Here is a 21050-nt window from a genome sequence, read left to right on the forward strand (position 1 = left end):
CTATGGCGTGCGCCGCTTGAGGCTGGCGCAGTGCTACTAGTGAACGGCGAGCACGAAGTCGACCAAGCGGCTTGTCAGCTCGCGGGCCAGCGGCAGCTTTGGGTTGTTGTAGGACGCCAATTGCGCCTTCGGCTCGTTGGCGACGATGCGCAGCACATGGTTCATGCCCGCGATCACCACCAGCTGCGCGTCCGGCTTGGCGGCTTTCAATGCGTTGGCATCCTTCACTTCAACCTGCATGTCATGGCTGCCCTGCACGATCAGCGCCGGCATGGTCAGCCGCGCGAAGGCGCCGGCCGGGTCTTGCTGGAACAGTGAAATCAGGTACGGCTGCACGCTGGGACGAAACAGCACCTGCAATGCCTCCGGCACGTGGGGCACCGGTTGGCCGGCTTTGAGTTGGTCGATGGTCCACAGGCTTTGCGGCAGCAAGGCGGCGGGCTGGCGTTCGCGCAGTTGCTCTTTGATCACTTGGTCAATGGGCCGCCCGGTGCCGGCAATCGACACCAGCGCATCGGCGCCGGCCTTAGGCGCGGCCAGGGTGGCGATCAACGCACCTTCGCTGTGTCCGATCAGCGTCAGGGTGGAAAAACGCTGATCTTGGCGAAGCGTGCTGCTCCAGCCCACCGCGTCTTGCACATATTTGTCGACGCTCAGGTCGCGCTCATCCGGCGTGGCGGGGCGGCTGGCGGCAATGCCGCGTTTGTCGTAGCGCACGCTGGCGATGCCGTTCTGCGCCAGGTTCTGCGCCAGCAGTTTAAGGCTGTCGTTATTGCCGCCTTCGGGGTTATTGCCGTTACGGTCGGTGGGCCCGGAGCCGGCAATCAGCAGCACAACGGGCACCGGCAGGTCGGTTTTGGGCAGCAGCAAGGTGCCGTGCAATTGGCCTTCGGCGGTGTCCAGCGTCAGCGGCCGTTGCAATACGGTGAACGATTGCGCCTGGCTTACAGCAGGCATCAGCAGGAACAGCAGCAGGGCAAGCGCGCGCGGCATAGGAGGGCTACATAGCGGGAGGTAGGCGTTTGGACGCAGCAGATGGAATAAGGTTCGAGGATGAACTGGTCCCGTGGCGCGGGTATACTCCTCGGCGCTTATTTTGGCTGATTTCGCGGAGCGCCCCTGCATGTCCGGCAACACCTACGGCAAGCTGTTCACTGTCACCACCGCTGGCGAAAGCCATGGCCCGGCCCTGGTGGCCATCGTTGACGGCTGCCCGCCCGGCCTGGTGCTTAGTGAAGCAGACCTGCAGATCGACCTGGACCGCCGCAAGCCCGGCACCAGCCGCCACACCACGCAGCGCCAGGAAGCCGACGAAGTTGAAATCGTCTCCGGCGTCTTCGAGGGCAAAACCACCGGCACGCCGATTGGCCTGTTGATCCGCAATACCGACCAGAAGTCCAAAGACTACTCGGCGATCAAAGACCTGTTCCGTCCAGCTCACGCCGACTACACCTACCACCACAAATACGGCGTACGCGACTACCGTGGCGGCGGCCGCAGCTCGGCGCGCGAAACCGCGATGCGCGTGGCGGCCGGTGCCATCGCCAAAAAAGTGCTGGCCGGTTTTGGCATTCAGGTGCGCGGTTACATGAGCCAACTCGGCCCTATCGAAATTCCGTTCCAAACGTGGGACAGCGTCGAAGAAAACGCCTTCTTCTGCCCCAACCCCAGCAAAGTGCCGGAGCTGGAAGCCTATATGGACCAGCTGCGCCGCGATCAGAATTCGGTCGGCGCGAAAATCACCGTGGTGGCCGATGGCGTGATGCCTGGCCTGGGCGAGCCGATTTTCGACCGTCTGGACGCCGACCTGGCCCACGCGCTGATGAGCATCAATGCGGTGAAAGGCGTGGAAATCGGCGCTGGTTTCGCCTGTGTTGCCCAGCGCGGCACCGAGCACCGCGACGAGCTGACGCCAGAAGGTTTCCTCAGCAATAACGCCGGCGGCATTCTCGGCGGCATCTCGTCGGGCCAGCCCATCGTGGCGCACCTGGCGTTGAAACCCACCTCAAGCATCACCACGCCGGGCCGCTCGGTGGACGTCGCCGGCCAGCCGCAAGATGTCATCACCAAAGGCCGTCACGACCCGTGCGTGGGCATTCGCGCCACGCCGATTGCCGAAGCAATGATGGCCATCGTGTTGCTCGACCACCTGCTGCGTAACCGCGGGCAGAACGCCGACGTACACGTCAGCACCCCGGTGCTGGGCCAGCTGTGATTTCGCCTATTGCCCTGGCGCCCGCAATGGGCGCACTGGGCGTGGCGGGGTAGGCGTGATGGCCAGCCCACTGCCGTACTGGCGGTTATCCAGTTTCTACTTCTTTTACTTCGCCCTGCTTGGGGCCACCGCGCCGTTTCTGGCGCTGTACTTTCATCACCTTGGGTTCTCCCCGGCGCGCATTGGCGAGCTGGTGGCCATTCCCATGCTGATGCGCTGCGTGGCTCCGAATCTGTGGGGCTGGATCGGCGACCGAACCGGCAAACGCCTGGCCATCGTGCGCTTTGGCGCCGCCGCGACCCTGCTGTGTTTCAGCCTGATCTTCATCAGCAAAAGCTACGCCTGGCTGGCGCTGATCATGGCGCTGCACGCCTTCTTCTGGCACGCCGTGCTGCCGCAATTCGAAGTCATCACCCTGGCCCATTTGCGCGAGCAAGCGGCGCGTTATAGCCAGGTTCGGCTGTGGGGCAGCATCGGTTTTATCGTTTGCGTGGCGGCGCTGGGCAAGCTGTTCGAATGGCTGAGCCTGGACATTTATCCCTGGGCGCTGATCGCCATCATGACCGGCATCGTCATCAGCAGTTACTGGGTGCCGAACGCGCAACCCTACGCGCGCGACAATCAGCTCAACGTCGGCGGTTTCCTCGCCCAGCTGCGCCAGCCAGGCGTGTTGGCGTTTTACCTGTGCATCGGTCTGATGCAACTCAGCCACGGGCCGTATTACACCTTTCTCACCTTGCACCTGGAGGCGCTGGGTTACGCCCGTGGGTTTATCGGCCAGCTGTGGGCCTTGGGCGTGGTCGCCGAGGTGCTGGTGTTTCTAGTGATGGTGCGCATTCTTCAGCGCTTCAGCTTGCGCCAGGTTTTAACGGCCAGCTTCCTGTTGGCCGCCGTGCGCTGGCTGCTGTTGGGCAATTTTGCGCAGCACTTGCCCGTGCTGGTGCTGGCTCAGGTGCTGCACGCCGCCACGTTTGGCAGCTTTCATGCGGCGGCCATTCATTTTGTGCAGCGCAGCTTTGTCGCCAACCAACAAGGCCAGGGCCAGGCGCTTTATGCCGCACTGGCGGGAATCGGCGGCGCGTGCGGTGCGCTGTATTCGGGGTATAGCTGGAACACGCTGGGCCCGGCCTGGACGTTTGCCCTCGCCAGTGTTGCGGCCACGGCGGCCGCCGTTATCATTGCGCTGCGTCTGCCAAGCGACAACGCCCGCGACGGCGCAAAGCCACCCACCGCATTCGAAGAGGAGCGGGCATGAGCCGGCAACAATTGGCCGACGAGATTATCGCGGCAGGACGTTTTCTTTATGGTCGCGGCTGGTCGCCGGCCACCAGCAGCAATTACTCGGCGCGACTCTCGGCCACTGAGGCGCTGCTCACCGTTTCCGGCAAGCACAAAGGCCAGCTAGGCCCAGAGGATGTGCTTGCCACCGACCTGCACGGTAACTCCCTGGAACCCGGCAAAAAGCCCTCCGCCGAAACCTTGTTGCACACGCAGCTGTACCAATGGCGCGCCGATATTGGCGCGGTGCTGCACACCCATTCAGTCAACGCCACGGTGCTGTCACGCGCCACCGAGGCCAGCGAGCTGGTGTTCGAAGACTACGAACTGCAAAAAGCCTTCAGCGGTATCGCCACCCACGAGTCACGAGTGCGCGTGCCGATTTTCGACAATGATCAGGACATCGCGCGCCTGGCCGCCAAGGTTCAGCCTTGGCTCGAGCAGCACCCCGATTGCGTGGGCTACCTGATTCGCGGCCACGGCCTGTACACCTGGGGCGCGCGCATGAGCGACGCGTTGCGCCAGGTCGAAGCGTTTGAATTCCTGTTCGAGTGCGAGCTGAAAATGCGCGCGCTTGGCCTCACGTCTACAGAGAGAACCGCGCCATGAGCAGCCTCAGTGTGTTTTCCGTCGCCACGCCGGACATCCCCAACAAAGTGCTCAACCACCTCGAAGACATCGCCAGCACCCTGGCGGCGGTCGGTGTGCGTTTCGAGCGCTGGCAAGCCGTCGCGCCGATCAAACCGGGCGCCAGCCAGGATGAAGTGATCGCCGCTTACAAACCGCAAATCGAGGCGCTGATGAACGAGCGCGGCTATGTCACCGTCGACGTCATCAGCCTAAACGCCGACCACCCGCAAAAAGCCGAGCTGCGCGCCAAGTTCCTCGACGAACACCAGCACGCTGAAGATGAAGTGCGTTTTTTCGTCGCCGGACGCGGGTTGTTCACCTTGCATATCGACGACTACGTGTACGCCGTGCTCTGCGAAAAGAACGACCTTATTTCAGTGCCGGCCGGCACGCGGCACTGGTTTGACATGGGCGAGCATCCGCATTTCATCGCCATTCGCCTGTTCAACAACCCTGAGGGGTGGGTGGCGAATTTCACCGGCGAAGATATCGCCAGCCGGTTTCCGCGATTGGAAGACTGACTGTCTTTCACCTGATCCCAAACCCCTTACACCGTCATCCTCGCGAATGCGGGGATCCAGAATTTTCGCCATGACATACATTCTGGATCCCCGCATTCGCGAGGATGACGGATGTTTTGTTGTAGATGTTTGATTCGAATTCGAAAGGACCACCACCCATGCCCATCAAAGCCATCCTCACCGACATCGAAGGCACCACCAGCGCGGTGAGTTTTGTCTTTGATGTGCTGTTCCCCTTCGCCGCCGAGCACCTGCCCGACTTCGTCTTGCTCAATGCCCAGCAACCGCAGGTGGCCGAGCAGCTCAACGCCGTGCGCGAGCAAAGCGGCGAGCCGCAGGCTGATGTGGCCCGCGTGATCGACATTCTCTTGCAGTGGATCGCCGAAGACCGCAAGGCCACGCCGCTCAAGGCGCTGCAAGGCATGGTCTGGGCTGAAGGCTATAAGGCCGGGTTGCTCAAGGGCCACGTTTACCCCGATGCAGTTGAAGCCTTGAAGCGCTGGAAGGAGGAGGGCTACGCGCTGTACGTGTACTCGTCCGGCTCGATCCAGGCGCAGCAATTGATTTTCGGTTGCTCGGTGGCCGGTGATTTATCGCCGCTGTTTTCCGGCTACTTCGACACCACCTCAGGCCCCAAGCGCGAGGCGCAGTCCTACCGCACCATCGTCGCCGGCATTGGGGTGCCAGCGCATGAAGTGCTGTTTCTGTCAGATATCGTTGAAGAGCTGGACGCGGCCCAGGCGGCCGGTTTGCAAACCTGCGGCCTGGCGCGTGAAGGCGGCGAATTGCGCGGGCATCAGACGCTGGCCAGCTTCGCGCTGATCGACCTCAACGCCTATTAAGCGGCGCCGCCGCGACAAATGCGGAACCTCGTCGCGCCACACAGGCTCTTTAGAGAACACCTGTCGCGACGGGAAACGCCATGTTTCTGGACTTCGATTACTACGCCTACCGCTACTGGTTCTTCGCCGCCCTGGCGGTGCTGGTCGCGTTGCACGTCTGGGCCGGCTACAACGTGGTGAAAAGCCCGTTGGCCCGGCAATTGAAAGTGCTGTGGATCAGCCTGCTGGTGCTGTTTCCGCTGCTCGGGTTTTTCAACTGGTACGTGATGGGCCCTCGCGCCGGGGTGGCGCGCCGACCCTAAGCGCAATCACAGTGATGGCACAAATCCTGAACCTAACCTGCGGCCGACTATCCTAGAAGAGCAATCCCACTAAGGAGTATCACCATGGGTTCTGGTTTTAACGGCCTGATCGGCCTGATCATTCTCGCGCTGGATATCTGGGCAATCATCAACGTGCTGAAAAGCGGCGCTGAAACCGGCATGAAAGTGCTGTGGGTGCTGTTGATTGTGCTGCTGCCGGTGCTGGGCCTGATTATTTGGGCGATCGCCGGGCCGCGCGGCAACGTGCGCATCTGACGCTGCACCCGCTACAACAGCCAGGCACCCTCCAGTTGCAGCAGCAACTGTTTGCGCTCCAAGCCGCCGGCGTAGCCGGTGAGGGTGCCGTTGCTGCCGATCACACGGTGGCAGGGAATGACCACGGCAATCGGGTTGGCGCCATTGGCGGCACCCACCGCACGCACTGCTGACGGGCGCTCGATGCGCTGCGCCAGGTCGGCATAACTGCAGGTGCGACCAAACGGAATCGCCTGCAACGCCTTCCATACTTCCTGCTGAAACGGCGTACCGAGCGGTGCCACGCGCAGCGCGAACTGCTGGCGCCGACCGGCGAAATAGTCGTCCAACTGGCGACACACCTCATCCAACTCTGCATCCGCCGCCTGCCAGTTTTCGTTCAGTTCCCACGGCTGCGCGCCGTCCATGTGCAGCAGACGCAAGCCTTGCTCATCGCCGGCAATTAGCAGCGGACCGATGGGGCTGTCGTGGTAGCGGTAGTGCATCGGTCATTCCTCCGGTTCGGCGTAGCTTTGCCACAGGTACATGGCGGCGTAGGCGCGCCACGGTCGCCAGGCTTCGGCCTGGGCGGTGAGGGCCGGCGCGGTGATGCCGGCGCTGCCCCAGAGTTTGGCTTTCAGCAGGCCGAGGTCGCTGGCGGGAAAGGCATCCGCTACGCCAAAGGCCCGCAAGGCAATGTACTGCGCGGTCCACGGGCCGATGCCGGGCAGGGCGCGCAAGCGTTCGATCAAATCGTCGACGCCATCTTCGGCATGCAGCGCCAGGCGCCCGTCGCACACCGCGCGGGCGAAACCTTGCAAGGTGGCGACCCGCTTGCCGGGCATGCCGATCCCCGCCAGGTCCGCCTCGGCGATGGCCTGTGGCGTGGGGAACAGGCGGTTCGGGCCGTCTGCTGGCGCGTCGGCCAACTCGTCGCCCAGGCGTTTCACCAGACGGCCGACGATGGTCACCGCTGCTTTTACCGTCACTTGCTGGCCAACAATGGCGCGCACCGCTTGCTCGAACGGATCGAACGCAGTGGGAATGCGCAGCCCCGGGTAGCGGGCGACCAGCGCTGTCAGTTGGGCATCCTGGCTCAGGTGGCGGGCGATTAGCGTGGTGTCGGTATCGAGGTCGAACATGCGCTGCACCCGCGCGCTCAGCAGCGGCGTCAGGGGCGCGGCGGATGGGCTGACGGTCAGCTCAAGCGCGCCGTGTTCGGGCATATGGCGCAGGGCGAACCAGCCCGTGGTTTCGCCAATTCGAACGGTGCGCATGTAACCATCGGCGCTCACCCGCTCCATATCCGGCAGGCAGCGCAGGGCAAAGTAGGCGTGGAACTGCTGCCAATTCCACGGTGGCACATAAGGCAGGAGCAGGGGGGCGGTTGCTGTGTTCATGGCGATAACGATAGCGACTTGGCCGCGCGCCTGTCTCTCCCGTTCTTGCTGTTGAATTCGCTGCCGGGGCGGCTGCGAGAGAGGTTCGACCTGTCATGGCCGGCCACGTAGAATGCGCCGCTTGCCTGGAGCCGACGCGCTCCAGCCCCGATTTTTTCCGCGCCCGTTCACGGCGCGGCGCAGAGGAGCAACGCCATGAGCGACTATCAGGAAACCCTCTACGAAGGCTACGGCCAACGTTTTCGCATGGACAAACTGCTGCACGAAGTGCGCACCGAACACCAACACCTGGTGATTTTCGAAAATCCGCGCATGGGTCGCGTCATGGCCCTGGACGGCGTGATTCAAACCACCGAAGCCGACGAATTCATCTACCACGAGATGCTCACCCACGTGCCGATCCTGGCCCACGGCGCCGCGCGCCGGGTGCTGATCATCGGTGGTGGCGACGGCGGCATGCTGCGTGAAGTGAGCAAACACCGTAGCGTCGAACACATCACCATGGTCGAAATCGACGGCACGGTGGTGGACATGTGCAAAGAGTTTCTGCCGCGCCATTCCAACGGCGCCTACGACGACCCGCGCCTGAACCTGGTGATCGACGACGGCATGCGCTTCGTTGCCACCACCACGGAAAAATTCGACGTCATCATTTCCGACTCCACCGACCCGATCGGCCCGGGCGAAGTGCTGTTCTCGGAAAACTTCTACCAAGCCTGCCGCCGCTGCCTGAACGAGGGCGGCATTCTGGTGACCCAGAACGGCACACCCTTTATGCAACTGGACGGCGTGCAAAACACCGCCGGGCGCATGAACGGTTTGTTCGCCGACTGGCATTTCTACACAGCGGCGGTGCCCACTTACATTGGCGGCGCCATGACCTTCGCCTGGGGCGCAACGCAACCGGGCCTGCGCGACTTGCCGCTGGACACCCTGCGCCAGCGCTTCGCCGCCAGTGCAATTGTGACCCGCTATTACAACCCCGACGTGCACCTGGGCGCCTTCGCCCTGCCGCAGTACGTGCTGGAAGCCATCGGCAAAGCCGATAACGCCTGATCTTCCGCTGAACCCTGTAGGAGCGGCTTTAGCCGCGATGCGGTTGATGGCCAAAAAGCATCGCGGCTAAAGCCGCTCCCAAAGGACCTCATCAGGCCGTTTCTAAACGAAATTTTCACATTCACTCGCTGAATATTCGCGGCTTCGCTTCTGGTGGGGCGGCGGAGTATTCTTCGTCACCCTTTTTTTCATGCACGTCTAACCAGTGAGTTTCGGACACATGGCACGATCGGACGCTCTGAGCAGTTCTTCCGTTTCTACGCGCGGCCCCTTTACGCTGAAAAGCCATTTGCTTTTCACCTTTTCCAGCGCCTTTGCGCTGTTGGTGATGTACACGCTGCTGCGCGTGGCGCTGCTGGTGTACAACCGCGAGCTGATCGGTCAGGACACCGTGGCGACCTTCGCCGAAGCCTTTTTCAACGGTATGCGCTTTGACCTGCGGGTGATTGTTTACGCCTGTGCGCCGTTGCTGATCGCGATCCTGATTCCGGCCGCCATGGCCCGCCGAGGCTGGATGCGCGTGTGGCTGACGTTCTTCGCCAGCGTCACGCTGTTCCTCGGCCTGACGGAGCTGGACTTCTACCGCGAGTTTCACCAGCGCCTGAACAGCCTGGTATTCCAATACTTCCAGGAAGACCCGAAAACCGTACTGAGCATGCTCTGGAACGGTTTCCCGGTTGGCCGCTATCTGCTGGCGTGGGCCGTGGCGACCTGGCTGTTGTGGAAGCTGTTCAAGGGTCTGGACTTGCTTAGCCGTCCCCGTGGCACCTCCACCTTGGTGGTTGGCACTGCACAAAGCCGCACCTCGTGGCCGCTGCGCGGTGTGGCGTTCGTGTTGTGCCTGGTGCTCGCCGTACTGGCTGCCCGTGGCACCTTGAAGCAAGGCCCGCCGCTGCGCTGGGGCGACGCCTATACCACCGAGTCGATGTTCGCCAACCAACTGGGTCTTAACGGCACCTTGACGCTGGTGTCTGCGGCCTCGGCCAGTTTCTCGTCCCATCGCCAGAACGCCTGGAAATCCACCATGGCGGATGCCGATGCGCAGGAAATCGTGCGCAAAATGATCCTCACGCCCCACGACGTATTGGTCGATGCCGACAAGGCCGCGATCCGTCGTGACTTCACGCCGCCGGCTGATGGCACCTTGCCGGGTGTGAAAAACGTGGTGGTGATTCTGATGGAAAGCTTCGCCGGCCACTTTGTCGGTGCTTTGGGCAGCCCGCTGAACATCACGCCGGAATTCGACAAGCTGGCCAAAGAGGGCGTGTTGTTCGACCGCTTCTTCTCCAACGGTACCCACACGCACCAGGGCATGTTCGCCACCATGGCGTGCTTCCCCAACCTGCCGAGCTTCGAGTATTTGATGCGCATGCCCGAGGGCAACCACAAATTCTCCGGCTTGCCGCAACTGCTCGATGCCCGCGACTTCGACAACCTGTACGTCTACAACGGCAACTTCCAGTGGGACAACCAGTCCGGGTTCTTCAGTAATCAGGGCATGACCAACTTCATCGGCCGCGAAGACTTCGTCGACCCGGTGTTTATGGACCCGACCTGGGGCGTGTCTGACCAAGACATGTTCGACCGTGGCGCCAAAGAGCTGGCCGCCAACTTCGGCCAGAAGCCGTTCTATGCGCTGCTGCAAACCCTGTCCAACCACACGCCGTACGCCTTGCCGGCCAACTTGCCGGTTGAACGGGTGAACACCGGCAGCAGCTCGGACGAGCACCTGACCGCCATGCGTTATTCGGATTGGGCGTTGGGCCAGTTCTTCGAAAAAGCGCGTAAAGCGCCGTACTTCAAAGACACCCTGTTTGTGATTGTTGGCGACCACGGTTTCGGCAGCGACGAACAACTGACCGAGATGGACCTGTTCCGCTTCAACGTGCCGTTGCTGCTGATCGGCCCTGGCATCCAGGAAAAATTCGGCCCGCTGCGCCACACCGTTGGCACCCAGATCGACATCGTGCCGACCATCATGGGTCGCCTCGGTGGCCAGGTGCGTCACCAATGCTGGGGCCGCGACCTGCTGACCCTGCCCGAAGGCGACCACGGCATCGGCGTGATCAAACCCTCGGGCGGCGAGCAGACCGTGGCCATCGTCACGCCTGAGCGCATCCTGATCCAACCCAAAGGTTTCGAACCGCGCCTGTACGACTACCAGCTCGGCGCCAAAGCCAGCGCCACCCGCGTACCGGGTGACATTGATCCTGAGCTGAAAAAGCAGCTGGAAGCCTTCCTGCAAACCGCCACCAAGAGTCTGCTGGACAACACCGCCGGGGTCGTGGACGGGATGCCGGATAAAGACCCGGATTGATCGTAGTTAATTAGTTTTCAGGCCAGGCCAATCGCGGCTAAAGCCGCTCCCACAGGAATTCATACAACCTGTAGGAGCGGCTTTAGCCGCGATGCTTTTTGGGCGATGAAAAACCGGTCGCGCCAGGCAAACCGGCTGTATTTGTTAGTTTTCAGGCCAGGCCCAATCGCGGCTGAAGCCGCTCCCACAGGATCCCACCGTCCTGTGGGAGCGGCTTTAGCCGCGATGCTTTTTGGGCGATGAAAAAGCAGGTACGCGAGGCAAACCACCAAATCGCAGGCAAAAAAATAGGCGCCTTAGGTGGCGCCCGGAGAATCAAACGATGCATAAGGTCTGAACAACGCCACCCGGCAAAGTTCAACCGTGCGTGGGCTCCAAACCTGTTTTCACGTTCTACCAACCAAAAGAAAGGGCACCCGAAGGTGCCCTAAAAAGATCTATGGAGTAAGTCCACTTTCTCTGAGTCAGCGGCTGTACGAATAGTTCCGCCAGCCCCGACGAAAGTTCTTCACTTACCCGGCGTAAGCATTAGCCGTTTGGTGCCGTACACCTTGTCCAGATTCTGCGACTGGAACGGGAAGGTCATGTACTGGCCTTTCAACCAGGCATCAATGCCATCGGCATAGTGCGGGCTCGCCGGATTGCCGGATTGACCCGTGCTGTTCAGGCCCATCATCGGTTCCGGTTGCGCGAAGTCGACAACGATGCGCATGGCCGGAATCAGCCAGGTATCGAAATCTTTGCCCCAGTGGTACGCCGCCGCGTTCAAGGTGGTGTGGTCGCCGCCAGCGGCGTACGGACCACGGTCCAGATAACCCTTGATGGCGTTCACCCCGGTGGCGTCGCTGCCGTTCATGTACTTGGCCATTTGCGTGGAGTCGGTGGCGAAGGTGTAGCTGTGCAGCTTGCCCCATTGCCAGGCCGCGCGGTCGGCGCCCAGTTTGCTTTCACACAGGGCGACGGCCGCCGCCAAGCTGCGCGCCAGAATCGCGGGCTTGTCTTCTTTTTGCGGCGTCTTTACGTCGTCCCAGAACGGGCTGTCGTCGCGGCCGAGCAAATGGTCAGCCGGGGCCGAGTAGGAGAGGTCGGTGGTGTCCACCAGCGCCTTCCAGGCAGCGTTGGTGTCCGGGCCCAGTTCGTCGAGAAAAGTCTGGCGCATGCTTTCTTGGAGGAACGCTTCGTACAGCGCTGCGTCCGCCGAGGTTGCGCGCAAGTTGCCGTCGAACGCCATCAGGCGGCTATAGGCTTCACGGGCTTTGGCGCGGTCGGCAGCGGGCAGGGCGTCGATGGCTTTTTTCAGCGGCTGGGCCATGCCCGGTGCTTCGAACATGCCTTGCAGCTTGGCCACGAACGGCGAGGTTTGGTCGTACTGCATGGCGATCATGCTTTTCGCGTCGTGCTTGCCGCTGCCGGCCAACTGGGCGATGCGCTCGCCACGTTCCGGGTAGTACCAGGAATTGGACAACTGCATGCCGTAGCCACGGGGAATGGTGCGTTGGTTGGCGGTGCCCAGCCAGCCTTGCGCGGGGTCCTGATCGTAGGGGTGCAGCATCGGGTCGGCATACCCGTCCCAGTCGTACTGACCATTCCAGCCAGGCGAGGGCAGCAGGCCCACACCGGCACGGCGGTTGGGGTAACGGCCGGTGACTTGCCAGCCAATGTGCTGCGCGTCGGCAAACACCAGGTTCAGCGGGATGGCGCGAATCTCACGCGTCGCGTCGAAGGCTTGGTCCACCGATTGGGCGCGCGACAGGTTGAAGAACGCATCCAGGGTTTTGTCGCCATCAAGCGATGCGCTTTGCAGCGCTAGGCCGTAACCGCTGCTGATTTGCAGCGGCTGCAACATATGTTTGCGCTCGCCTAGCACGCTATTGAGCAGCGGGCCGTGGCGGGTTTCATAAATGGCTTCGCGCACCGGGCGCTGGCCTTTGATAAAGAAGGTTTCCTGGCGCACCTTGGCGGCCACCCACTTGCCGTCGGCCTCGTACAGCACCTGGCTGCCCTGGCGTTTGATCTTCTCCAGGAACAGGTCCTGGTTGTCGCCCATGACCATGGTCATGCCCCACGCCAGCTTGCCGTTGAAGCCTGCGACCACGGCGGGCACACCGGCAATCGAGACGCCAGCGGCCTGGAATTTCGGCGAGCGGATTTGCACATAGTTCCACGCCGAGGGCATGGAAATCGGCAGGTGCGTGTCGTTGGCCAGCAAGCTTTTACCGCCACGGCTGCGCTGCGGTGCGATGGCCCAGTTGTTGGACGCGGCAACGCCGAGCATGTCCAGCCCGGCAATTTGTTCGGTGACCTTGCCGAGCGCGCCCAAGCCCTGAATCTGCCCGCTGAGCACCAAGCCCTTTAGCTTGTCGGCTTCTTCGAACGGCAAAGGTTCGTCGGGGTAGGTGGGCGTCAGCCAGGCGAGCTTGTCGCTGCCGACTTTTTGCGCCAGCGCCAGGGAGGCGATTTCTTCCTGCAGGTTTACCGACAAGCCGAAGTTCATCAGGCAGAAAATCAGCGCCGAATCTTCCGGTTTCCAATACGCCGGTTTCACCCCGGACTCGGCCAGGTCCATCGGCAGTTTGTCTTGGTAGCGGTACAGGTAAGCGTTGACCCCACGGGCATACACCTCGAAGAACTTCTTCATGCGCGGCGAGGCGTTTTTGTACAGCACGTCGGCGCTTTGCTTGAGGTTCACCGCGCGCATAAAGCGGTCGATTTCCAGGGCACCCGGCCCGACCATTTCCGACAAACGTCCCTCGGCCATCAGGCGCATGCCCACCATCTGGCTCAGGCGGTCGCCGGCATGCACATAGCCGAGGGCGAAGAGGGCGTCGTGGAAGGTGGTGGTTTCAATCAGCGGCATGCCCATGGCGTTGCGCCGGATCGACACGCTTTGCGCCAACCCTTTAACCGGCTGAATGCCGGTGGTGGGCGGCAGGCTGTCGGCGTAGTGGCTGTCGAGCCAACTCTGACACCCGCTGAGACTCACGGCGCCCACCAGGGCGGCGGCAGCTGTGAGACGCGTGAAGAATGGCGACGCCATGGTGTGAAGCTCCTGCAAGAATCAATAAAAAACGGCAGGCGCTACGTTAGTGAGGCGCCCGCCGCCGCGCAAGCGACCAAGGGCGTTGGGCGGGCGTTATTTTTTCGGCTGCGGATTGATCCGTTCGGCCAATGCATAGGCACGCACCGTCGCCGGCCGCGCCTTGATGGCGTTGAACCAGCGTTGCAGATTGGGGAAGTCGTCGAGGTTCTGCTGCTGGCGCTCGTGGGGCACGATCCATGGGTAGCTGATCATGTCGGCAATGGTGTACTCATCGCCGCAGATGAACGTACGGCCTTCCAGCTGCTTATTCAGCACGCCATACAGCCGCGCGGTTTCATCCACATAACGCTTCATCGCGTAGGGAATTTTTTCCGGCGCAAACATATTGAAGTGATGATTCTGCCCAGCCATCGGCCCCAAGCCGCCCATTTGCCAGAACACCCATTGCAGGCACTCCTGACGGCCGCGCAAATCGGCGGGAATAAACGCGCCGGTTTTCTCGGCCAGGTACAACAAAATGGCCCCCGACTCAAAAACCGACAGCGGCTCACCGCCGTCAGCGGGTTCGTCATCGACGATGGCGGGAATGCGGTTGTTGGGGGAAATCTTCAAAAAGTCCGGCGCAAACTGCTCGTTCTTTCCGATGTTGATCGGATGCACCTTATAAGGCAGCCCGGCCTCTTCCAGAAACAGCGAAATCTTGTGGCCGTTGGGCGTGGTCCAGTAATACAGATCGATCATCGGAAAGCTCCGTTAAGAGGTGTAGTTAACTGACTGAAGGGGAGAGGGGAAGGTTCAGCACACAGCGCAGCGGCTGTGTTTTGCGTTTGCAGGGATTCGCGGCTGAAGCCGCTCCTACAACATCAAAATCACCTCACCTGTAGGAGAGGCTTCAGCCTCGATGCCCTTGATCTTCAACAGGCACCAAAACTCAAGATCGAGCGAGCTAGGTCTGGCAAGGCAAAAAAACGTTTTGAAGCGCAGTGGGCTGCAGCCCATGAGCATTCAAAACGTTTTATTAACGCAGCCAGGCCGACGCGCAGCCGATCGTCTACTTACGCCGCATGGCACTTCTTGAATTTTTTCCCGCTGCCACAGGGGCACGGATCATTGCGACCCACATCCTTCAACGCATTGCGCACCGGCTCCTGGTGCCCATGGTTGCAGTCCGGGCCATGCACGTGGCCGTGGTCGTGGTGGTGATGGTCGTGATCATGGTCGTGGTTGCAGTCAGGACCGTGGACGTGAGGTTCTTGGCTCATTGCAGGCTTACTCCGGAATAAAATCGCCGGGAATTATCTCGCCATTTCGTTCCAGGTGCACGCTCGCGCCGAACAACACGCCGGTTTCGGCCACGCCGTAGAAGCGGTAGCGGATCGGCTGGTCGTGTTTTTCCAGCATTTTTGCGATGGGCTTGAGGTTGCGCCAGAGGTTGGTGCGCAGCGGAATCTTGATGCGCCGGTGGCCGTTGGCCGGCACGGTGGCCCACACGTCAGACTCGCCGTCGGCCAGTTTGATGTCGTTGAGGTACAGGCTGAACGTCATGCCTCGAATGGGCAGATCGCGGTCGTTGGGATTGTCGAGGCGCAGGTGCAGCAGAAACTCCTGCTCAACCAGTTTGGCTTTGATCACGTCGACTTTTTGCAGCTGCACGGTGGGGTCTTGCAGGTCGCCGGCGAACCACGAGCAGCCGCCCAAGCCCGAAGCCAGGCTAAGCAAGAAAATGATGGCGATGTGTGTGCTGCGGATGGCGCGCTGCCGCATGGCGAACTCCCTAGTTGCCCGAGTGTGTCGCAAGCCGCAGGTTCCGGGCAACGTGTTGTTTATATAAAAAAATCTACGCCATACTTGATCGAGTGTGAAACGCGGACCCGCCTCGGACAGGCCGCCTCGGAAAGGAGTGTGACGATGAGCCGCTACGAGATCGCTTTCTCTGGACAACTGGTGCCAGGCGCCCAGTCGGACCTGGTGAAAGCCAATATGGCCAAGCTGTTCCAAGCCGATGCCCAGCGCATTGCCTTGCTGTTTTCCGGGCGCCGCCTGGTTATCAAGAACAACCTCGACGAAGCCGCCGCAGAAAAATACCGGGCGACCATCGAGCGTGCTGGTGCGGTGGTCGAGGTCTGCAACATGGACGTCGAAATCGAAGAAGTGGAAATGGCGCCGCCGCCCCCTTACGAGCCGCCAGCGCCCGCTCCGGTAGCGTCCGCCGCTTCTGCTGGTACGCCGAAACCCCTGGTCGTCGCCCCGCGTGACGAATACATGGCCGCGTTCAGCGACGTGGAGGCACCCGACTTCGGCATCGCGCCCGTCGGTGTCGATTTACAAGATCAGAAGCCAGAACCGGTGGCGCCGAAAGTAGACCTCAGCCAATTCAGCCTGGCGCCAGCGGGCAGCGATATGGGCCAGGCGAAAACCGCACCGGCCGGGCCGCCGCCGGATATATCGCATTTGAAGTTGCAGGAATAAAAGCATCGAGGCTAAAGCCTCTCCCGCATGAAATCGTCGCCCCTGTGGGAGAGGCTTCAGCCTCGATGCGTTGATCGTTACCTGCATCTGTTCAAACAAAACCCGCGCAACACTTCTTGAACTTCAAGCCACCGCCACACGGACACGGATCATTGCGTGTTGCCTTCAATGGCACCGTGCTGTCGATGAAATACCAACGCCCGTCGTTCTGCACAAACCCCGACCGCTCCCGGTGCGCGTGTTCGCCGGCGCCGTCGTGCCAGCGCGCGGTGAAGGTGACAAAGGCGTGCTCGGGTTTGCCGCCGTGCACTTCGGCACTTTCCACTTCCAAGCCCAACCAGGTGCTTTGCGCGCTCCACACGTGCATGGCTTCGGTGTCGAGCGCGGGCTGTTGGGCGGGCAGGGTGGTGCTTTTGAGGTAGTCGATGCGGCCCAGCACGTAGGCGCTGTAGCGCGAGCGCATCAGGGTTTCGGCGCTCGGCGCGGGTGTGCCGTCGTGGTAATGGCCGCAGCAGGCACTGAGCAAATTGCCGCTGCCGCAGGGGCAGGCGGTGTCGGGGGCTTGTGTTGTTGGCGAAGCAGGCATGAACGCTACCACCAGTACTTTCCGAAATTTTCCGGATTGGCCCAAAACTTCGCGTTGAGCCAGTCCGGCACCTGTTTGTACTCACGCAAGTCGTAGGTGAACAGGGTGAGAATCTGAGCGTCGCGCTGGAAGCGTTCGCTGGCTTGCAGGGCCAGGGCGAACAGGTCGGTGTCGAGCAATCCGCAGGCGGGCAGGTCGACCAAAACGGCCAGGCGACTGGCATTGAGATTGCGAATGCCGCCCAGCAGTTCCAGGCCGGTGCGTTTGGGCAGGTGTTCCAGGCAGTCGGCAATCAACGCCAGGTCGAAGCGCTGGGCGGCCAATTCGGCAGGCAGCGGGCCCGCCGGGGCGAACGCGCACACGCTGTCAGGGTGGGCCTGTTGGAACGCTTGCACGGCGGGAAAATCGTTGGCACCGACTACCAGCAAACGGGCTGGCGCGTAGCGGTCCAGCAGGGCGGCGACAGCCTGTTGAGGGGTGCGCGCAGAAAAGCTTTCAGTCATCGAAAATCCTCGAACATGAGCGACAAGCCTAGCTTGATGCAGCGATATGGCCTAGTGCTGGCGAATTCTAAAAGTGCCGTCTTTACTCCCTGAGTGTCGGTTTACGCCGATCCCATGAGGAGACTGTGCATATGAGCATCAAACGGACTGCAGTACCCCTGATTCTATTGAGTACGTTGCTGACCGGCTGTGCCGGTTTACAGAAAACCGATTGGCCCACCTGTGCAGCGGTTGGTGGTGTAGGTGGTGCCGCGTTGGGCGCCATTGAAAGTTCGTCCTGGGCAGGCTGGGGCGCGTTAGGTGGCGCGGCGTTGGCAGCCGGTTATTGCTGGAGCCATGGCGACGGCGATGAAGACGGCGACGGCGTCCCAGACAGCCGCGACAAGTGCCCAGGCACGCCGCCCAACACGCAAGTGGATGCCAATGGCTGCCCACCGCCAGCGGTCGTCGAGGAAGTGGTTGAGAAAGTGGTCGTGGTTGAAGACGAAGTGATCGTAGTGCGCGATGTGCTGTTCGAGTTCGACTCGGCCAAGCTCACCGCCACCGACAAAACCAAACTCGACACCATCGCCACGCGCCTGAAAAGCGAAGCCCCGAACGCCAAGCTGACCGTCAGCGGGCACACTGACAGTGTCGGTTCGGATGCCTACAACCAGAAACTGTCCGAGCGCCGCGCGCAATCGGTGGCGGATTATCTGGTGGCCAATGGCGTGTCGCCTAACAACGTCGTAGACGTAGTAGGCGCCGGTGAAAGCATGCCCGTAGCGGACAACAAAACCGACGCGGGCCGTCAGTTGAACCGTCGCGTGGAAATCAAGATTCACCGCTAAACCCGTCGCTACCGTGTCCTGCCCTGCAGGGCACGGTAGGCGGACGTGCACCGCATCCGGTGCATTCTTCAGGTCAGAACAGGCCAAACGGCACAGCGCAATAAATAATGCCAACCCTATTGCGCGGGGCTGGTCTTTACTTCTGGAGCCGGCACCCGCCGGCGACTCAGGAGACTAAAAAAAATGCCAACCCTATCCTTTCGGGTCACGGTACCCCTTCTTCTCTTGGTCAGCAGTGTTCTGTCTGGTTGCTCGTCGACTTCAAGTAACGGAGACGCCCCGCTTAACCAGGGAAATTGGCCCATTTGCACCGTGTTTGGTTTGATTTGCTATGCCTTGGATGGAGACGACGATTCAGACGGCGTACACGACCGTCGCGACGTCTGCGCCGACACCCCCGCCAACACCCCGGTAAACAACAGTGGCTGCCCACTGCCGCAATACCCTGCGGCAACCCCGGCACCGCCACCAGAACCCGCCCCCGCGCCTAAGAACGAAACCATCGTGCTCAGCGACGCCGGCGACGTGTTGTTTGCCTTCGACTCGGCCGAGTTGAGCGAAAACGCCAAACACTCCCTGACGGAAATCAGCAAACGCCTGACCGGCGCGAGCCTGGTGAGCGTGCAGGTGGCCGGTCACACCGACAGCAAAGGCAGCGACGCGTATAACCAGAGCTTGTCGGAACGACGTGCACAAAGCGTGTCCAACTTCCTGACGGCCCAAGGCATACCGGCGCAAAAACTGTCGGTTGTTGGCTACGGCGAAAGCCAGCCGGTGGCCGATAACGGCAGCGACGAAGGCCGCGCGCAGAATCGCCGTGTCGAGTTGCATGTCAGCCACTAAGGCCAGTTGAGCAGTAAAGGAACGGGGGCCAGGTGCCTCCGTTTTTTTTGCGTCGGTTTTTCACCGGTACGCTAGTGTCAGTCGCCCGCATGCGGTTAAGGTGCGCGACGAGAAAAAATAACAAGGGGACGGTGCAATGAAGGTGTTTTTGCAGGTGGGCAAGACCGCAGTGGCGGTGTTTTGGTTGCTGGTGCTGGCCAACCTTGTGAGCCCGCTGAACAAACCCATGGACGTCTTGCTCAATGTGCTCGGCGGCGTGGTGCTGCTGGCGCACGTAGTAGAGCTGGCCATCTTCGGCAATCGCTTGCGTGGCCTCGACAACCTCACCTCGCACCGTATCCAGGTACTGCTGTTTGGCATCTTTCACCTCTACGGCATCGCTCATCCGGAACCGGCCGCCGTGCTCGAACAACCGCAGCCGATGGCTGTGCCGGCTGTTGAAGAACCGGTCAAAGCGGAGGTGGAACATGCATAAGCGTCTTCTCGCCGTCAGCGTACTGCCCCTGGTTTTATTCGGTGCGTTGGTGCAGGCCGACGTGGAAGTAAACGTTGCGCCCAACTCCTTGCTGCGTTTGCCGACCGCCACCAGCATTTTGTCGCTGGACCGACTCGACATCGCCGAGTCGGCCACCTTGTTCGTGCCGCCCACCGTTAGCGAAATTCGTGTTGGCCACCTGCACATGGGCCGCGATGCGCACATCTCGGTTGCCCCAAGCGCTGAACCGTTCCGACTGGAAGCGCGACATGCCGAGCTGGAAACCGGCAGCCACATCAACGGCCGAGGCGCCAGCGGCAGTTTTGAAAAACCCGCCACGCCGGGCCGTAACCTGACCATTCGCCTTGAACAAGCCACCATTGGCGCGCTGACCATCGACGTACGCGGCGGCATCGGCAGGCCGGGTTATCAAGGCCTGGAAGGCGCCGACGGCAAGCAGGGCGGTTGCCTGTGGGGCCAGGCCGGACGCGGTTACGACGGCCAGAACGGCGGCGATGGCCTGGCCGGCGCACCTGGCGGCCAAGTGCGCCTCGAAGTGCCGGCCAATTTTGCGGAAACTGCGGTGACCGTGAAAGTTGACGGCGGCCTGGGTGGCGCGGCTGGGGAAGCCGGCAAAGGCGGCAAGGGCGGGGCCTCGAAAGGCTGCCTGGTGTATCGCGCCGACGGTGCGGAGCCGGGTCGCCCAGGCCAGCCGGGTAAGCCGGGCAGCGATGGGCCAGCGGGTAGTTTTAATCTGATTCGTATCCAGTAAAACCCATCGCGGCTAAAGCCGCTCCCACAGGAACCAGTGACCTGTTGGAGCGGCTGGGCGGCATTCCGATTAGCCGCGATGCTTTTTGAGTGGCTCCTGAGCAACCGCAACCGTCAGCAGCACAAATCCACAGGAACCAGTGTGGGAGCGGCTTTAGCCGCGATGCTTTTAAAAGCTCGCCCGCGTCGCCGCTACCGTCACCACCACAATCCCGATCAACAAGTTCAACCCCACCAACCGCCGAATCTTGCCGAGCACCTCGCCACCGGCCGGCCAGTCTTCAGCGGCCACCGCGCGCTTGAGCGCCGGAAGCTGCAGCGCCTGCACGCGGATAAACAACGCCAGCATCGCCAGGTACAAGCCCATCATCACCTGCACGTATTTAGGCGCCGTCTCAAAACCGCCAAAATGCAGCTGTAACATGCCCACGCCGCTGATCGGCAAGAGCAACACGCACAGCCAGACGAATAGAAAGAAACGGGGAAACACCGCGCTCCACAAGCGCAGCCGCGCCGGGGCTTCCAGTGCGCTGACGGCGGCCGGGCGCAGCACCATCCAGGCGAAGAACATGCCGCCTACCCAAACAACGGCAGCCAGAACATGCAGGGCGTAGAGCAGGGCATAAACAGTCATTCACAATCTCCGGTCGGCGGTTGGCAAAACGCGCGCTATCATAGCCGGCCAGTTTGACCACTGAAAATTTATCCAGCTCGCTT

At 61.5% G+C, this 21050-nt stretch carries 24 protein-coding genes; 14 read left to right on the forward strand and 10 right to left on the reverse strand.

Going from position 1 to position 21050, the window contains the following annotated elements; all coding sequences use genetic code 11:
• Positions 1-36: 36 nt before the first annotated feature.
• The gene (locus tag ACZZZU_RS21860) at positions 37-993 is read right to left on the reverse strand and encodes an alpha/beta hydrolase (protein WP_463551793.1); all 957 of its coding nucleotides are present in this window, start codon (positions 991-993) and stop codon (positions 37-39) included.
• Between the two features lie 130 nt (positions 994-1123).
• Between ACZZZU_RS21860 and aroC the strand changes: the two genes are divergently transcribed.
• From aroC to ACZZZU_RS21895, 7 genes are all read left to right on the forward strand, one after another.
• Entirely contained in the window at positions 1124-2215 is a 1092-nt protein-coding gene (gene aroC, locus ACZZZU_RS21865) for a chorismate synthase (protein ID WP_463551794.1), read from the forward strand.
• Between the two features lie 58 nt (positions 2216-2273).
• Positions 2274-3470, forward strand: a complete 1197-nt coding sequence (locus ACZZZU_RS21870; RefSeq protein ID WP_463551795.1) for an MFS transporter — start codon at positions 2274-2276, stop codon at positions 3468-3470.
• Positions 3467-4102 carry a methylthioribulose 1-phosphate dehydratase gene (locus ACZZZU_RS21875; protein ID WP_463551796.1) on the forward strand — a complete coding sequence of 212 codons (636 nt, stop codon included), beginning with the start codon at positions 3467-3469 and terminating at the stop codon, positions 4100-4102. Before ACZZZU_RS21870 ends, ACZZZU_RS21875 begins: the two co-directional genes overlap by 4 nt.
• Positions 4099-4644, forward strand: a complete 546-nt coding sequence (locus tag ACZZZU_RS21880; RefSeq protein ID WP_122496729.1) for a 1,2-dihydroxy-3-keto-5-methylthiopentene dioxygenase — start codon at positions 4099-4101, stop codon at positions 4642-4644. The genes ACZZZU_RS21875 and ACZZZU_RS21880 overlap by 4 nt, the downstream gene beginning before the upstream one ends.
• Before the next feature lie 158 nt (positions 4645-4802).
• Positions 4803-5486 (forward strand): acireductone synthase, encoded by a 684-nt coding sequence (mtnC, locus tag ACZZZU_RS21885; RefSeq protein ID WP_463551797.1) that lies wholly within the window; start codon positions 4803-4805, stop codon positions 5484-5486.
• 80 nt (positions 5487-5566) lie between these two features.
• The gene (locus tag ACZZZU_RS21890) at positions 5567-5788 is read left to right on the forward strand and encodes a hypothetical protein (protein WP_463551798.1); all 222 of its coding nucleotides are present in this window, start codon (positions 5567-5569) and stop codon (positions 5786-5788) included.
• An 84-nt stretch (positions 5789-5872) separates the two neighbouring features.
• Positions 5873-6064, forward strand: coding sequence for a PLDc N-terminal domain-containing protein (locus ACZZZU_RS21895; protein WP_122451337.1), 192 nt, complete (start codon positions 5873-5875; stop codon positions 6062-6064).
• A gap of 11 nt (positions 6065-6075) precedes the next feature.
• Here ACZZZU_RS21895 and ACZZZU_RS21900 read toward each other — a convergent pair whose 3' ends face one another.
• Both ACZZZU_RS21900 and ACZZZU_RS21905 read right to left on the reverse strand, forming a co-directional pair.
• Complete coding sequence (locus ACZZZU_RS21900) at positions 6076-6549, reverse strand: methylated-DNA--[protein]-cysteine S-methyltransferase (protein ID WP_463551799.1); 474 nt, start codon at positions 6547-6549, stop codon at positions 6076-6078.
• 3 nt (positions 6550-6552) lie between these two features.
• Positions 6553-7443 carry a DNA-3-methyladenine glycosylase family protein gene (locus ACZZZU_RS21905; protein WP_463551800.1) on the reverse strand — a complete coding sequence of 297 codons (891 nt, stop codon included), beginning with the start codon at positions 7441-7443 and terminating at the stop codon, positions 6553-6555.
• 195 nt (positions 7444-7638) lie between these two features.
• Here ACZZZU_RS21905 and speE point away from each other — a divergent pair, with 195 nt between their 5' ends.
• The gene (speE, locus tag ACZZZU_RS21910; protein WP_463551801.1) at positions 7639-8499 is read left to right on the forward strand and encodes a polyamine aminopropyltransferase; all 861 of its coding nucleotides are present in this window, start codon (positions 7639-7641) and stop codon (positions 8497-8499) included.
• Between the two features lie 220 nt (positions 8500-8719).
• Positions 8720-10816, forward strand: a complete 2097-nt coding sequence (locus tag ACZZZU_RS21915; RefSeq protein WP_463551802.1) for an LTA synthase family protein — start codon at positions 8720-8722, stop codon at positions 10814-10816.
• A 508-nt stretch (positions 10817-11324) separates the two neighbouring features.
• Here ACZZZU_RS21915 and ACZZZU_RS21920 read toward each other — a convergent pair.
• The 4 genes from ACZZZU_RS21920 to ACZZZU_RS21935 all read right to left on the reverse strand — a co-directional run bounded on the left by ACZZZU_RS21920 (position 11325) and on the right by ACZZZU_RS21935 (position 15620).
• Positions 11325-13853, reverse strand: a complete 2529-nt coding sequence (locus ACZZZU_RS21920) for a penicillin acylase family protein (protein WP_463551803.1) — start codon at positions 13851-13853, stop codon at positions 11325-11327.
• A 96-nt stretch (positions 13854-13949) separates the two neighbouring features.
• Positions 13950-14597, reverse strand: coding sequence for a glutathione binding-like protein (locus ACZZZU_RS21925; RefSeq protein WP_122496743.1), 648 nt, complete (start codon positions 14595-14597; stop codon positions 13950-13952).
• A 314-nt stretch (positions 14598-14911) separates the two neighbouring features.
• Positions 14912-15118: an SEC-C metal-binding domain-containing protein gene (locus ACZZZU_RS21930; RefSeq protein WP_463551804.1), complete on the reverse strand. Its 207-nt coding sequence runs from the start codon at positions 15116-15118 to the stop codon at positions 14912-14914.
• A gap of 7 nt (positions 15119-15125) precedes the next feature.
• The gene (locus tag ACZZZU_RS21935; protein ID WP_122496747.1) at positions 15126-15620 is read right to left on the reverse strand and encodes an LEA type 2 family protein; all 495 of its coding nucleotides are present in this window, start codon (positions 15618-15620) and stop codon (positions 15126-15128) included.
• A 144-nt stretch (positions 15621-15764) separates the two neighbouring features.
• On the opposite strand from ACZZZU_RS21935, the gene ACZZZU_RS21940 reads away from it, so the two are divergent.
• The gene (locus ACZZZU_RS21940; RefSeq protein ID WP_463551805.1) at positions 15765-16325 is read left to right on the forward strand and encodes a hypothetical protein; all 561 of its coding nucleotides are present in this window, start codon (positions 15765-15767) and stop codon (positions 16323-16325) included.
• Positions 16326-16416: 91 nt separating this feature from the next.
• Here ACZZZU_RS21940 and ACZZZU_RS21945 read toward each other — a convergent pair whose 3' ends face one another.
• Both ACZZZU_RS21945 and ACZZZU_RS21950 read right to left on the reverse strand, forming a co-directional pair.
• Positions 16417-16911: a YchJ family protein gene (locus tag ACZZZU_RS21945; protein WP_122497277.1), complete on the reverse strand. Its 495-nt coding sequence runs from the start codon at positions 16909-16911 to the stop codon at positions 16417-16419.
• A 5-nt stretch (positions 16912-16916) separates the two neighbouring features.
• The gene (locus ACZZZU_RS21950) at positions 16917-17414 is read right to left on the reverse strand and encodes a DUF6231 family protein (RefSeq protein ID WP_122496751.1); all 498 of its coding nucleotides are present in this window, start codon (positions 17412-17414) and stop codon (positions 16917-16919) included.
• Between the two features lie 131 nt (positions 17415-17545).
• On the opposite strand from ACZZZU_RS21950, the gene ACZZZU_RS21955 reads away from it, so the two are divergent.
• The 4 genes from ACZZZU_RS21955 (at position 17546) to ACZZZU_RS21970 (ending at position 20334) form a co-directional block, all read left to right on the forward strand.
• On the forward strand, positions 17546-18244 hold the full coding sequence (locus tag ACZZZU_RS21955) for a PA1041 family peptidoglycan-binding anchor lipoprotein (RefSeq protein WP_122496753.1): 699 nt from the start codon (positions 17546-17548) through the stop codon (positions 18242-18244).
• A gap of 183 nt (positions 18245-18427) precedes the next feature.
• The gene (locus ACZZZU_RS21960; protein ID WP_463551806.1) at positions 18428-19087 is read left to right on the forward strand and encodes an OmpA family protein; all 660 of its coding nucleotides are present in this window, start codon (positions 18428-18430) and stop codon (positions 19085-19087) included.
• 136 nt (positions 19088-19223) lie between these two features.
• Complete coding sequence (locus ACZZZU_RS21965; RefSeq protein WP_463551807.1) at positions 19224-19562, forward strand: DUF1145 domain-containing protein; 339 nt, start codon at positions 19224-19226, stop codon at positions 19560-19562.
• The gene (locus tag ACZZZU_RS21970; RefSeq protein ID WP_463551808.1) at positions 19555-20334 is read left to right on the forward strand and encodes a collagen-like protein; all 780 of its coding nucleotides are present in this window, start codon (positions 19555-19557) and stop codon (positions 20332-20334) included. The genes ACZZZU_RS21965 and ACZZZU_RS21970 overlap by 8 nt, the downstream gene beginning before the upstream one ends.
• 168 nt (positions 20335-20502) lie before the next feature.
• On the opposite strand, the gene ACZZZU_RS21975 is transcribed toward ACZZZU_RS21970, so the two are convergent.
• Positions 20503-20967, reverse strand: a complete 465-nt coding sequence (locus ACZZZU_RS21975) for a DUF2269 family protein (RefSeq protein WP_463551809.1) — start codon at positions 20965-20967, stop codon at positions 20503-20505.
• Positions 20968-21050: the final 83 nt, after the last annotated feature.

The sequence above is a fragment of the Pseudomonas sp. AC136 genome (assembly GCF_979258585.1).